7 protein-coding genes, 1 tRNA gene and 1 pseudogene are annotated in these 14,725 nt (G+C 40.4%); 1 reads left to right on the top strand and 8 read right to left on the bottom strand.

The features are described from left to right. Positions 1 to 505: 505 nt before the first annotated feature. The 8 genes from rpmB to ODU39_RS09855 form a co-directional block, all read right to left on the bottom strand. Positions 506 to 694: a 50S ribosomal protein L28 gene (gene rpmB, locus ODU39_RS09890; RefSeq protein WP_001140948.1), complete on the bottom strand. Its 189-nt coding sequence runs from the start codon at positions 692 to 694 to the stop codon at positions 506 to 508. 393 nt (positions 695 to 1,087) lie between these two features. After that, complete coding sequence (locus ODU39_RS09885; protein WP_053867179.1) at positions 1,088 to 1,969, bottom strand: class II fructose-bisphosphate aldolase; 882 nt, start codon at positions 1,967 to 1,969, stop codon at positions 1,088 to 1,090. Between the two features lie 234 nt (positions 1,970 to 2,203). Next, positions 2,204 to 2,289: transfer RNA gene (locus ODU39_RS09880), tRNA-Leu, on the bottom strand. A gap of 277 nt (positions 2,290 to 2,566) precedes the next feature. After that, positions 2,567 to 4,171, bottom strand: coding sequence for a CTP synthase (locus tag ODU39_RS09875; protein ID WP_105106388.1), 1,605 nt, complete (start codon positions 4,169 to 4,171; stop codon positions 2,567 to 2,569). 192 nt (positions 4,172 to 4,363) lie between these two features. Continuing rightward, a complete protein-coding gene (gene rpoE, locus ODU39_RS09870; RefSeq protein WP_011921912.1) occupies positions 4,364 to 4,945 on the bottom strand; it encodes a DNA-directed RNA polymerase subunit delta in 582 nt (193 codons plus the stop codon). 126 nt (positions 4,946 to 5,071) lie between these two features. After that, on the bottom strand, positions 5,072 to 8,227 hold the full coding sequence (locus ODU39_RS09865; RefSeq protein WP_398580361.1) for a pneumococcal-type histidine triad protein: 3,156 nt from the start codon (positions 8,225 to 8,227) through the stop codon (positions 5,072 to 5,074). Between the two features lie 33 nt (positions 8,228 to 8,260). Then, entirely contained in the window at positions 8,261 to 9,181 is a 921-nt protein-coding gene (locus ODU39_RS09860) for a metal ABC transporter solute-binding protein, Zn/Mn family (RefSeq protein WP_398580362.1), read from the bottom strand. A gap of 823 nt (positions 9,182 to 10,004) precedes the next feature. After that, the gene (locus ODU39_RS09855) at positions 10,005 to 14,156 is read right to left on the bottom strand and encodes a MucBP domain-containing protein (protein WP_398581439.1); all 4,152 of its coding nucleotides are present in this window, start codon (positions 14,154 to 14,156) and stop codon (positions 10,005 to 10,007) included. A gap of 433 nt (positions 14,157 to 14,589) precedes the next feature. On the opposite strand from ODU39_RS09855, the pseudogene ODU39_RS09850 reads away from it, so the two are divergent. After that, a pseudogene (locus ODU39_RS09850) lies at positions 14,590 to 14,725 on the top strand (IS4 family transposase); the annotation flags it as partial.

Below are 14,725 nucleotides of genomic sequence, written 5' to 3'. Positions count from 1 at the left end.
AACTTACTTTGAGACGTCTCAGAGCCAGTAACTTTAGTGTACTCTTTTTCTCAACATTTTCAACCCTAAAAATTCCTTGAATCTGCAGCTTTAGGCAAAAACAGAACTTAGTCTGAGACTAAATTCTATTGGTGTTATGCAGTTTTCTCAAAGTAACTTCTGGAAGGACGGGAACTAGAACTTACTTTGAGAATTTACCATTTTTTAAACACTCTCTATTCTTCCAGTTCGTGATTCTCTTCTTGTAGAGCCCGTACGGATATGCTCCTCCTAATGTCAATCTAAGTTTAAATGTTCGACCTTGGAAAAATCTCCCACATCAATACACAGTTCATTTTTGACAACGTTCCTTCTTTGTTAACTTTTCAACAACAATGTGAAGGGCTATATAGTTGATATTCTTTCCTGTTTATTATGTAGTGACCGAATTTGCTCCTCATCAACTTTATAACTAGGCTATTTTTCCAAAAACAAAAGTCGCTAGATTTTTCTAACGACTTTGTTATTATACGCGTTCAACTTTGCCTGATTTTAGTGCACGTGCTGAGGCCCAAACTTTTTTAGGTTTACCATCAATCAAAACAGTTACTTTTTGAAGGTTTGGTTTAACTGCGCGTTTAGTTTGGTTCATAGCGTGTGAACGGTTGTTACCTGATACAGTCTTACGACCAGTGAAATAACATACTTTAGCCATTGTATCTTCCTCCTCATTTGATCAAATATATCGGATGTGCTAGCACCACATACCATACTATTCTAACAGAAAAGATTGGACTTGGCAAGAATTATTTTCATTTTTATTTTTTTAAAAGTATCTATACTCATAGGTAAATATTTTAATACTACAGTTTGCGCCCCATCCATAATTCTTCGTTCTCTAAGTTATTATGGTCATGAAAACTTTGGAGCGGTTTATATTTTAATTGTTCTCTGCTCACTTCTATCGTAGATTTCTTCATGGCGAAGAACTAGATCGAGCTTAATAAACTATATAATAAAAAGGATTCTCGAAAGAAAATCCTTTTTGGTTTAATCTAAGAAACTTATGCTTTGTTTGCTTGAAATCTGAGATTTCTTCGCAGTTACATTAAGCTTTGTTCGCTGAACCGAATACGTCGATACGCTCTTCAACAGATGCTTGGATAGCTTTCACGCCGTCTGCCAAGAATTTACGTGGGTCAAAGAGTTTTTTCTTATCGTATTCTGCTTCATTTGCTTCATAAGCTGCTGCAAATTTACGAGTTGCGTTTGCAAATGCGATTTGGCACTCAGTATTAACGTTAACTTTAGCAACGCCCAATTTGATTGCTGCTTGAATTTGCTCATCTGGAATACCTGAACCACCGTGCAATACGATTGGGAAACCTGGTACAGCTTCAGTCAATTTACGCAAGTGGTCAAGGTCAAGACCTTCCCAGTTTGCTGGGTATGGACCGTGGATGTTACCGATACCTGCTGCCAAGAAGTCGATACCAGTTGCAACCATTGCTACTGCGTCTTCGATTGGAGCCAATTCACCGCTACCTACGATACCATCTTCTTCACCACCGATAGTACCAACTTCAGCTTCAACTGAAATACCTTTAGCGTGTGCCAATTCTACAACCTCTTTTGCTTTTGCAAGGTTTTCTTCTACTGGAAGGTGTGAACCGTCAAACATAATAGAAGTGTAACCAACTTCGATACACTCAAGTGCATCCTCGTAGTGACCGTGGTCAAGGTGAATAGCAACCGGAACTGTAATGTTCATTGATTCAATCAAGTTTGCAATCAAGTTACGAGCTACTTTGTAACCACCCATGTACTTAGCTGCACCCATAGAAGTTTGGATAAGAACTGGAGCTTGTTTTGCTTCTGCTGCACGCAAGATAGCTTGAGTCCACTCAAGGTTGTTTGTGTTAAATCCACCAACTGCATAACCGTTGTCACGCGCTGCTTGGACAAATTTTTCTGCTGAAACTAATGGCATTTCGATAGCCTCCTAATATTTTTTGAGGTTGCACCTCATACTTTCCTATTCTACCATTTTTATTTTGAAAATGCTAGTTGAAACCGTCTAGTTTTGAGAAAAGTTTCACATATCTTTTCATAAAGGCTATAACAATGCCCGTTTCGTATCATTCTTGGAATTTATGACCTAGCATATATCGTGCTCTGCACTTATCTAGACAAAACAAAAGGACTAGCCTTAGCTAATCCACTATGCGGAGAGTGGGACTTGAACCCACACGACCTAAAGCGGTCACAGGATCCTTAGTCCTGCGCGTCTGCCAATTCCGCCATCCCCGCTTAACACAAGAACTAGTATATCATTAGGAACTATCCTTGTCAACACTTTTTTGAATTTTTATTTTTTATTTTTACCTTTTTTGCCAAAACGTATTGATTTAGCTGATTCTTTTGCAATACTATACTATATATAATGCTTAAAACCATCTAGACAATAATGCCATATGGGAGTGGTATTTCGTATTTTCTTCTATAAATACTGACATCTTTTACGTTTCTTTATATAAAATATAAAAGAAGATTGAATAATACCAATCTTCTTCTATAATGATTACACTTATTTTTCATTCTCCATAGCTGCTGAAACAAAGGCTGTATACAAACCTTCAGGGCGATTAGGACGAGATTGTAGTTCTGGATGATATTGGCAGGCAACGAAGAATTTATTTTCTGGAATTTCAACAATTTCTACCAAACGGTTGTCTGGTGACACGCCTGAGAAAACAAAACCTGCTTTTTCAAATTGTTCACGGAATTCATTGTTAAACTCATAACGATGACGATGGCGACGTTGTACAACTTCTTGATTATCATAAGCAGCTGCAGCCTTGGAGCCACGTTTGAGCTTGCTTGGATAAAGACCTAAACGGAGAGTTCCTCCTAAATCTTCCACTCCAATTTGATCACGCATGATGTCAATAATTGGATATTTGGTTTCTGGGTCTAATTCAAAGCTGTTAGCACCTTCTAAACCGAGAACATGACGAGCAAATTCTACACAGGTCAGCTGCATTCCCAAGCAGACCCCTAGCATTGGCACGTCATTCTCACGAGCATAACGAACAGCTTGTATTTTCCCCTCTGTGCCACGTTGTCCAAAGCCACCAGGAACGATAATTCCTTGTGCTTGTCCTAGACGTTCAGCTACGTTTTCTGCTGTCAAATCATTTGCATTGACCCAATCCAATTCGATAGCAGCATCATTTGCATATCCTGAGTGTTTTAGAGCTTCAACTACAGAAATATAGGCATCTTGTAATTCTACATACTTACCAACTAAAGCGATTTTTACTTTTTTCTGGAGATTAAGAACCTTGTTTACCATCGCTGTCCACTCTGTCATATCTGCTGGAGGTACATCGAGCTTCAAGTGATCGCAAACAATTTGATCCATGTTCTGCGCTTGCATATTTAATGGGATTTGGTAAAGATGTTCGACATCCAAGGACTCAATAACTGCTTCTGGAGCGACATCACAGAATTGTGCCAGTTTATTTTTAATTCCTTGTCCAGCAGGTTGCTCTGTCCGAATTACCAACATGTTTGGCTGAATACCTAGACCACGCAACTCTTTTACAGAATGTTGTGTTGGCTTAGTTTTCATTTCGCCTGCTGCTTTGAGATAAGGCAAGAGTGTTGTATGGATATACATAACATTGTCTGAACCGACATCTGCCTTCATCTGACGAAGCGCTTCAAGGAATGGTAAGCTTTCAATATCACCTACTGTACCACCCACTTCCGTGATGATGACATCTGCATCTGTAGTACGAGCTGCACGCTTGATTTTGTCTTTCAAAGCATCTGTAATGTGTGGAATAACTTGAACTGTCGCCCCTAAGTATTCCCCTTTACGCTCTTTACGGAGGACTTCGCTATAAATTTTACCTGTTGTAACATTTGAATATTTGTTCAGGTTAATGTCGATGAAACGCTCATAGTGCCCAAGGTCCAAGTCGGTTTCTGCACCGTCATCCGTCACAAAAACTTCACCGTGTTGATACGGACTCATTGTTCCTGGATCAATGTTGATGTATGGATCAAATTTTTGGATTGTTACCTTGAGACCTCGGTTCTTCAATAAACGACCTAGACTGGCTGCTACGATCCCTTTGCCGATAGAGGAAACAACACCACCTGTTACAAAAATATACTTTGTCATGCAAACTCCTTTTCTACGATTCAGGCTAATAGGAAGCGATTTGTGGGGATACTTCCTGTTAACTTGAAGAAAAAACAAAAATAGCTCCCTATCGCTAGGGAGCTCCGACCTCAAAAGAGGTGCCCGATAATATCTTATCGTAATTTGGTAGTCTTGTCAAATTATTTTTAAGAATCTATGGGGATATAATTCTTATTCGTCGACGACCTCTTCATCTGAATACTCATCGTCATCTTCACCTAAATCAACATCCTCTTCATCCAATTCGTCATCTGGAATAATTTCGTTGATCTCTGAATCATAAGACTCAACTTCATCTTTTTCATCATCTGGATTTTCATCATCGTATTCTGATGATACACTACCTGGATAGTTGTCCTCATCTTCCGGATCATCATGTCCATAGTCAATCGCATCATCATCACCGTCCATAAAGGCATTGACGCGTTTCTTCTTGCGTTTTGGTGCATCTTCATCATCTTCTTCAAGAGTGATCACTTCTTCGTCGATCTCATCGATTGCGTACCAAGAACGTAATCCCCATTTGTTTTCGCCAAGTGGAATGAAGCTTCCATCCACATTCAAATCAGAATAGAAGGTTGGGAGGGCTGCGCGAATCTCGCTGTTTGATTTTTCAAGGTAGTTTTGAATTTCATTGACCAAGTCGTTGAAATACATTTCGTTGTCACGTCCACGTTCTTCCAAAATAGCACGGGCTACTTCAATCATGGAAAGTTCGCTTTTTTCTTGTCCTGCAAATACGTTAAGTTCCAAGGCTGTTCTCCTTTTTTGTCTTTCCTTTCTATTTTACGCTAAAAAAGGCAAATAGTCAAAGATAATCTTTATCGTTTTTCTGTAAAAAAATACCTGCAGAGCTCAGCGCTACAGGTATTTTGTTTACTATACTTGTTCTTCTAAACTTGGAAGGGAGATGGTCCGTTTGACCCCGTCCTTATCTACAAGTCGAACAACTTTGCTTGTTGCATCATATTCGAAAGCTTCAAAAGAAACTTTGTAACGGTCTGAGAGCGTGACCAGACTTTGTTCAAAGGTTTTGAAGTCCATGCCAAACTCTTCTGCTCTTCGTTTTAATTCTTCTGTGAACTCGTCAATTTCCTCAGTTTCTTCAGAAATAATTTCTTCATCACTTTCTTCCGTCTCTGTTTCTTCTGTTGATTCAGATGGTGTACTTGGTGTAAATACTCCCCAGCCATCGTCTGAAACAGGGCGTTCTTGTGGATTAGTCATGTAGTATTTAACCGTTGCTAGGAAATCTTCTAGACTATACCCTTCAGGACTTCTTGCACTACCTTGATCAAACCATTTAAAGGATACATAGTGATAGTGATCTTGATGCGGAATTACCAGAGTCCCGTTGCGTACTTCGGTCGCATAGCCAGCATTGTAGGTCAGTGCTTCGAAAGGAACGACTTTCTTCGCTTCAACTCGGTTGTAAATTTCCTCTGCTGTTTCTTTGGCAACTTGTGGCTGTTCTGGCGTTGTTATCTCGCCTGCACTTGCTCCTGTTTCAGTTGGTGCAGGTGTTGACGGTAAACTAGAATTAGATTTCTCACGTTGAGCTACCATAGCCTCTGCTGGGATCAGCTCGCTTAAGTAATTCAAATCACTCTTGTTAATCCGACGGTAACCATCTGTAATCACACGTGGGATGCGATAGTTATCCGTACCTATTTTCACTTTTGGATCTAATAGGTCTGCTGGGTCAAAAATATAGCCGTCTTTCGTTGTATATTTTCCTGCTGCCTTAGCTTCTGCCAATTCTTCTGCCGAGTGAACAATTTGCCAATTTTTCAAACCTGCACGTTTCTCAATCGGTGTGACATTTTTCGCCAATTCTTCAGCGTCTCGTTTATCAAGAAGAGTTTGTACAGCTTCCAATTCTTCTTTAGATAAATCTTTCTTGGAAATTGAACGCAGAGAACCACCTGTCGCTCTTGGTAGACTGAATGCTTGACTAAAGACAAAACTTGCTGGATCTAGTACGTCTTCCGCCGAGAAGATATAGCCGTCATTTGTTGCAAATTTCCCTTTTGCACGTGCATCCATGACTTCTTCTGCGGTGTGAATGATTTGCCAATTTTTCAATCCTAAGCGGTTTGCTTTAGGTGTTGCATTTAGAATTGGGGGAACAAGATCTGTTGCTTCTCCATCACCATGTCCACTTGTAGTCCAAGCAGACGGACGAATTTCAGGATGTTGCATGATATAGCGGATCGTTGCAATTTGTTCCTTACTCAACCATGTGTAAGGTAGGACGTGGATGTGATCAATGTGTGGAATAATAAAGGATTGTCCAGTATCATAGGTCGCATTCGCTCCCTTCATCGGAATTTGATCCATACCGACCAACATGGCTGGTGTAAGATCTCCTTCTGCAAGCGGTGCAATATCAAAGATATACTGCTTATCTTTTTCTGCCAAAGTCAACTCAGCAAAAGAGATCTTCATCAAATCTAGTTCGTCACGACCATACGTATAAGTTTTTCCACCTACTTCCATTTCATAAACAACTTTTCCAGCCAATTTACGTTTAGCCGTTACTTGTTTGTATTCAAATGCAGGGCGGTTTTCTTCTTGAATTGGTTTTACAGGTTTTGAATCATTCCCTTGACTTGGTGTTGTGGGTTTAGCATCGTTTCCTACTTGTTCAGATGTTTTCGGTGGCACTTGTTTGCCCGCCTTCTCATTAACCCATTCCTCTACTTGCTTGATTTCAAAATCTTCGAGTTCGCCAAAACCAACATAATGGAAATGATCTCCATGACTAGCTATCAACCCTTGATCATCAACTGAGGTAATAGAGGATTTACTAAAGATGTATCCATCACTTGTAAAGTATGCCTTACCATCTAACCCTTTTCCGTAAGCAGGAATTTGACGTCCCATATAGGAAACCACTTTCCCTGTTGACTGCTTCGGTTGTGTTGGTAATACTGGTTGTGTAGGCGATACCGGTTGCGTTGTAACCGTGCCGATTGGTGTTACTGGACGATTTGGTTGTGTCGGTGTGTGTTGGGAGTGACTTGCTTGTGCGCCAGAAGAAACACCTGCTCCATTTACACCAATCATTCGAGAAATCTTCTCTTCTAGAGGAGACATCTGGCTGTATGGGATAAAGTGATAATGGTCGCCGTGTGGAACGATGACACCTGCTGCGGTTTTCTTCGTAATCGTTCTTGGGTCAAATACCAATCCATCTGCTTCTACATGGCGTTGAGATAGTGGCGTTGCATCCAATTGAGCCAATAAACTAGCCAAATCCTGACCTTGCCCCGCACTAATTGTTGTCTGTTGAGCTCTATTGTTTCTATCGCCATATTGACTACCACTAGCCGAGCTCACACTTCCTTTTTGATTCCAGTAATCTTGAGCAGCCTTCAATTCGGCAGCTGATAAATCTTTTTTAGGAATAAAGTGGAAATGGTCGCCGTGTGGAACGATGAAACCATCTCCCGTATCTTCAATAACATCTGTCGGATTAAAGACATAGCCATCGTCTGTTCTGTAGCGGCCGTCTTTACTATTTCCTGCTGCCTGATTTTTACTGTCAGCAGAAGAGATCCCTTTTTGCCGCTCCACTTCTTCTTTGCTACGAACATTTTTACGTTTGCTAGGGTCTTTTAGATAGAGATAGTATTTCCCGTCGACTTTTATGACGTAGCCATCCTGGACTTCATTGATGATGTGACTGTCTTGTAAAACATAGTTCGGGTCCTTCATGACCAATTCTTCACTAAAAATCGCATCAAAAGGGACTTTACCATTATAGTAGTGGAAATGGTCGCCGTGTGATGTCACATAGCCTTGATCAGTAATTTTAACAACTATCTGCTCGGCATCAATATTTTCCTTGGCAGAAATTTGATCAGGTGTTAATTGTTCCGAGACTGTGCTTTGTGCACTTTGACTATCTTCAATGTAGGACACACGATTTTTTTGCTCTTCCATCGCTTGGAAACGTCCAAGCTGATAGCTACAGAGACTCATCCCTAAAACAAGGGCAACTACAGAGCCAACAACTACTTTTTTCTTCATTTTTTCTCCTTTCGGTCGATAGAATTCGACCTTTTATTTTAACTCTTGAGCTAATGTTTCTAAGACTTGCTCTAGATTTTCTAGATAGGTTAAATTATTTTCTGGATCTGCTTCAAGAGGATCCAACACTTTTAAGTCCACACCTGTCGAACTCGCCAATGCCTTGGCAAGCTTATCCGAGGTACCTTTTTCTGTAAAAATTGTTTGCACATTGTAGGTGTCAACAAATTCTTTAATTTCCGCCAACTGTCTAGGGCTTGGTTCCTCCTCTGAAACTCCTGCGATTCCCAACTGCTTCAACCCAAAGCGTTGCGCGGTGTAGGAGAAGGCTGTGTGTTGAGTGACAAATGTTTTTGATGTAGCTTTTGAAAAGATTGGACTATACTTGTCTGCCAACTTTTGCGCTTTTTCTTCCAAAGTTGCAGCATTTTGACGATAATAATCCGCATTCTCAGGATCACTTTCTGCTAGAAGTTCACCAATCGCAACAGCTTCCTGACCAACTAAAACCGGATCCAACCATGTGTGAGGGTCATATAAACTAGCTTCATCAATCCCTTGACCGGCTTCTACGTCTTCTAACCCTGGAACCTTTGTCAGCGGTAAATTAGTCGAAGCCTCCAAAACCTTAACAGATGAACCTTGCAAATTAGGCTCCAAACGTCCTGCCCAGGATTCCAAAATTCGCGAATGATAGATAAAAACATCTGCATCATATATAGCCTTTATGTCTGCAGCCGATGGTTCATAAGAGTGTATACCCTGTCTTGAACCAATCATTCGAACATCATTTTTGCTCCCTGACACTTCCTTAACCAGTGAATAAATCGGGTAAAATGAGGTGACTATCTTCATTCCTGGTTGCACTTGACTTACTTCATTCTGAGCCGAGCAAGCCGCTAAAACAAAACCGAATAAGGCCAAAAGACAGGTCCCTACTATTTTCTTAAACATAATTACCTCCTTCTTTAACCAGTTAATTATATAACAAGAACGTTAACTGGTCAAGCATTTTTTTGAGAAAGTCACAGCTATCCGCGAAAACGTGATTTGTATCCCTAGCTATAAACCTCACCTCCAGCGACATCTAAAAACTTTCACCGAACTTCATTCAAGTTAATACTGTGTCATCCCTAACAACTTACTTTTATCTTGTTCTAAAACTGCCAATTCATACAACTTTTTCTTTTGAAATACCTTGCACTACATCAAGCAAAACTTTGAAGAGATGACACATTCTCACACAATAAAAGCACAAAGTCTTCTTTAAGCTCAAGTGAATGAATTGGTAAATCAAGATGATGACTTGCCAATGTTTAGTTATAGACAATATGTAAGATAATCCTTACCAAAGACTACCTCTGTGTGAAATTATAAATATCATCATTTAGTTTTTCTTTTATTACTTCGACGTAAGCCTTGCCTAACTTCAGTTATGCCTGCGGCTCATTTCCTCGTACTAAAAGACTATAATTAATAATTTGACCCTCGACACATCCCTAATATCGGAATTCTCTTTCCTTTGACCTTTTTTAAACATTGCAATTAAACCACCAAAAATAAGTTTTATGGAATGGAAAACGAGCAACTCCAAATTGGAATTGCTCGTTTTTTAATATGTAAGGACTAATTTTTCCCTAGACTTTTGAATCAATCTATAAGTCGCCCTCTACGGTTGACAGGAGGCTTCAAAAAGCTACCCATTCTACTTGCCACTCAAAGAGCTTGATGGTAAAAAATGATCCCCTCTTTTAAAGATACATTGCAAAACGCTTTATTAGTTCTCGTCTTGACGACGTTTTCCGTTGAGTGCAAATGTAGCCACCAACATAGCTGTACCTAGTGTTGCAAAAGCTGCCGAGTTATCTTCACCAGTATTCGGCAATTGCGCTTTATTTGTAGAAACCACTGATGTTGGGATGCTGCTATCTTGCATTGGTGTAGTAGGTGTAGTAGATTTTGGTTTTGAAACTTCTGGTGTTGGAGTCGGAGCGACTGGTTTCAACTCATAAACGTAAACAACTTTTTGTGCTGTCTCAGTAACCTTGCCTGAAACTGGGGCTGAATCTGCTTTGTGTTCCTTGAAGACATAAACATTGCCTGCTTCGTCTTTCAATTCAGTTTCATTCTTCGTTTCATAAGCTGTGCCAGTTGACTGGTTCTCGCTAAAGACAGGAGTTTCTGCTTTAAGAACCTTGCCATCTGTCGTTACATGCTCGACTGTGACATTGCCTTTGACTTCTTCGTAAACGAAGGTTACTTTTTGAGTGCCCTCTTTGACTTCACCTGTTGGATCTGCTGATTCTTCCTCGAGACCTTTATAAACAAACGTACGACCGTTGTCTGTCACAATCTTGTCTTCTGGTTTGGTCTCATATGGGGTACCAACTGGTTCATCTGTCTTAACTGGGGTTTCTTTCTTCAGAACTTCACCAGTTGTTGTAACGTGTTCGACTGTGACATTACCTTTTGGTGCGTCTGGTGTTGGGCTTGGAGTCAGAGTGACTGGTTTCAACTCGTAAACGTAAACAACTTTTTGCGCTGTCTCAGTAACCTTGCCTGAAACTGGGGCTGAATCTGCTTTGTGTTCCTTGAAGACATAAACATTGCCTGCTTCGTCTTTCAATTCAGTTTCATTCTTCGTTTCATAAGCTGTGCCAGTTGACTGGTTCTCGCTAAAGACAGGAGTTTCTGCTTTAAGAACCTTGCCATCTGTCGTTACATGCTCGACTGTGACATTGCCTTTGACTTCTTCGTAAACGAAGGTTACTTTTTGAGTACCCTCTTTGACTTTACCTGTTGGATCCGCAGAGTCTTCCTTGAGACCTTTATAAACAAACGTACGACCGTTATCTGTCACAATCTTGTCTTCTGGTTGGGTCTCATATGGGGTACCAACTGGCTCATCTGTCTTAACTGGGGTTTCTTTCTTCAGAACTTCACCAGTTGTTGTAACGTGTTCGACTGTGACATTACCTTTTGGTGCGTCTGGTGTTGGGCTTGGAGTCGGAGTGACTGGTTTCAACTCGTAAACGTAAACAACTTTTTGGGCTGTCTCAGTAACTTTACCTGAAACTGGGGCTGAATCTGCTTTGTGTTCCTTGAAGACATAAACATTGCCTGCTTCGTCTTTCAATTCAGTTTCATTCTTCGTTTCATAAGCTGTGCCGGTTGACTGGTTTTCGCTAAAGACTGGAGTTTCTGCTTTTAGAACCTTGCCGTCTGTCGTTACATGTTCGACTGTGACATTACCTTTGATTTCTTCGTAAACGAAGGTTACTTTTTGAGTGCCCTCTTTGACCTCACCTTTTGGTTGCGCAGAAGTTTTGTCAACCTCTTTGTACTTGAAGGTACGACCGTTATCCGTCACAATCTTGTCTTCTGGTTTGGTCTCATATGGGGTACCAACTGGTTCATCTGTCTTGACTGGGGTTTCTTTCTTCAGAACTTCACCGGTGGTTGTAATGTGTTCTACTGTAACATTACCTTTTGGCGCGTCTGGTGTTGGGCTTGGAGTCGGAGTGACTGGTTTCAACTCGTAAAAGTAAACAACTTTTTGTGCTGTCTCAGTAACTTTACCTGAAACTGGGGCTGAATCTGCTTTGTGTTCCTTGAAGACATAAACATTACCTGCTTCGTCTTTCAATTCAGTTTCATTCTTCGTTTCATAAGCTGTGCCGGTTGATTGGTTTTCGCTAAAGACTGGAGTTTCTGCTTTAAGAACTTTACCGTCTGTCGTTACATGTTCGACTGTGACATTGCCTTTGACTTCTTCGTAAACGAAGGTTACTTTTTGAGTGCCCTCCTTGACTTCACCTGTTGGATCCACAGAGTCTTCCTTGAGACCTTTATAAACAAACGTACGACCGTTGTCCGTCACAATCTTATCTTCTGGTTTGGTCTCATATGGGGTACCAACTGGTTCATCTGTCTTGACTGGGGTTTCTTTCTTCAGAACTTCACCAGTTGTTGTAACGTGTTCGACTGTGACATTACCTTTTGGTGCGTCTGGTGTTGGGCTTGGAGTCGGAGTGACTGGTTTCAACTCGTAAACGTAAACAACTTTTTGTGCTGTCTCAGTAACGTTGCCTGAAACTGGAGCTGAGTCTGCTTTGTGTTCCTTGAAGACATAAACATTGCCTGCTTCATCTTTCAATTCAGTTTCATTCTTCGTCTCATAAGCTGTGCCGGTTGATTGGTTTTCGCTAAAGACTGGAGTTTCTGCTTTAAGAACTTTACCGTCTGTCGTTACATGCTCGACTGTGACATTGCCTTTGACTTCTTCGTAAACGAAGGTTACTTTTTGAGTACCCTCTTTGACTTCACCTGTTGGATCCGCAGAGTCTTCCTTGAGACCTTTATAAACAAACGTACGACCGTTATCTGTCACAATCTTGTCTTCTGGTTGGGTCTCATATGGGGTACCAACTGGTTCATCTGTCTTAACTGGGGTTTCTTTCTTCAGAACCTCACCAGTTGTTGTAATGTGTTTTACCGTGACACTACCTTTAGGAACTTCCGAAGCTGGAACAACTTCATAATAGTATACAGTTCTCCCACCTGGGAAATATGGATTATTAATGTAGAAAGTTGTCCGAGTTTTAGTTGATGCAACATCAACTGTTACATTCGATGTTTGCCCATCTCTCAAGACACCTTTAGCAGGATTGCCATTAATATCTTTTGCAACGTTATTGTCAGGACCCAAAAGTTCCCAGTCAATCGCTTTTCCATTATCATCATTCATCAGATATCTGATGAAATAACCTTTATCGGTACCTACAGCAAGCGCGTCACCTTTACTTACTAGAGGATTGATAAGACCACTTGTATTGGTACCACTATCTTTGATCAACTTATAGGTCACACCATCTGCTGTAATTGTTTCTGGTGCTGCAGTTGTAAATTTGTACCCTGACATTTCTGTTTGTGTCACAGTCGCTAACACTTTGTTAGAATCTTTGACAACATATTCTGTCTTCTTGTCAATTAATCTAGGAACGAACCAGCCATAGCCCATATAACGACCGTTGGTATATCCCAGTGCCTTTTCGTAGTTGGTATATAGCTCATCAAACCAACCATCTGTTGCATCTGAAGTAGATACAGATGCGATTGGAAGATTTCCATTATTTGTGATAACCTCCCTATGTTGGATAGTGTACGTAGTATTACTGAACCACCCTTTGTAAACGTATTTAAGTTCATTCACATGAAGACCAGGAACTAGGGTATCAGTCATTAATAACTTACCATCACCACCGTACATATCTATATATACATTTCCCGTGCCGTCTCTATCTGTACTAAAGGCCATCTGATGGATAAGTGCCGCTCCACCAGATGAGCTCGTCACAACTTCACCGCTTTTATCCACATAAAGAGGGCCTGTGGTCCGATCATTTAACTTATCCGTTTTAATAACAGCAAACGTGTAATTTTTAGAATTATGGTTTACCGTACCAGTAAACTTAGGGTTCATTGACTTTACTTCAGGCTCAGTTGTCGTAAAACCATCTGTCGGAATTTCACTAATTGTTGTGATATCTTGTCCTGGTGTTACAACTACTCCTTTAGTATTTGTCGCTGCTGAACGCTCAGTTCCTACAGCCGCTCTAAGTTCTTGAGGTGCCTCAGTGCCCTCTAGTGGCGCCAACGAGGCATTCACTCCCTCCTCAATAGGTGCTACTTCTTCATCAGTTGTTGGCACTTTGTCCAATGTCTCATCCGTTGGCAAAGCAACATCACTTTCCATTACCTCTTTAGCAGATGAATCTGTATTTGTCGGAACCTGCTCAGCAGCAACTGTAGCCATGTTACCCAAGAATAGTGCAACAAAGACAACGGATGCTACTCCTGTTTTAAACTTACGAATTGAAAAACGTTGACGCTTATCTGGAAACATTTGATTTTTTCCATTGTGTCTCATTGTTTTCTCCTTAATATAAATATAGATATTTTTTGTCGCTGGTCGTGAAAACAATATTCATAAGTCTCTTCAAATTGTTCTTTTCAAAACAGGAACATCATCCCCCTTTTGTACTTACTTTTATTGTAAATTCCACTAAAACAACCTTTTAACGATAACTGAAAAATTGAAATTTGTCAAATGTTACATATTGCAAACCATTACTTAATCCCTCTCAAAGCAAAAACAACCAAGAGAAAACGATTACAACAAGGTTAGGCAAAAAGTCCGGCTTCGCTTCTCAGAGTTCGTGTCAACATCTCAGCGCATCGCATTAAAAAGATGATTAAACAAAAAAACCCGACCAGAGTCCAATGTCATTAAGTTAACTAACCTATCACATTTTGTGGTGGGTTAGTTTTTATGTTACACTAAAAATAAAAGGGGAAAAGTCATGCTAGATCAGATTAAAGCTCATTTACTTGATAGTATTAACGACATCGTTTCCACCGCAAACCAGTTTGTGCTTCATCCTGAAAAAGATTTTAGTCGGAAAAGTCAGCTAACGATGAAAACCATGATTCAAGCTA

It is taken from the genome of Streptococcus sp. 2021WUSS126 (assembly GCF_044427255.1).
Taxonomy (GTDB): domain Bacteria; phylum Bacillota; class Bacilli; order Lactobacillales; family Streptococcaceae; genus Streptococcus; species Streptococcus hashimotonensis.
This window is presented reverse-complemented; position numbering and strand designations above follow the sequence as displayed.

What these genes read in the sequence shown, in the direction of transcription:
- rpmB (WP_001140948.1), bottom strand. Translation starts at nt 694, where the DNA reads ATGGCTAAAGTATGTTATTTCACTGGTCGTAAGACTGTATCAGGTAAC.
- ODU39_RS09885 (WP_053867179.1), bottom strand. Translation starts at nt 1,969, where the DNA reads ATGCCATTAGTTTCAGCAGAAAAATTTGTCCAAGCAGCGCGTGACAAC.
- ODU39_RS09875 (WP_105106388.1), bottom strand. Translation starts at nt 4,171, where the DNA reads ATGACAAAGTATATTTTTGTAACAGGTGGTGTTGTTTCCTCTATCGGC.
- ODU39_RS09865 (WP_398580361.1), bottom strand. Translation starts at nt 8,227, where the DNA reads ATGAAGAAAAAAGTAGTTGTTGGCTCTGTAGTTGCCCTTGTTTTAGGG.
- ODU39_RS09860 (WP_398580362.1), bottom strand. Translation starts at nt 9,181, where the DNA reads ATGTTTAAGAAAATAGTAGGGACCTGTCTTTTGGCCTTATTCGGTTTT.
- ODU39_RS09855 (WP_398581439.1), bottom strand. Translation starts at nt 14,156, where the DNA reads ATGAGACACAATGGAAAAAATCAAATGTTTCCAGATAAGCGTCAACGT.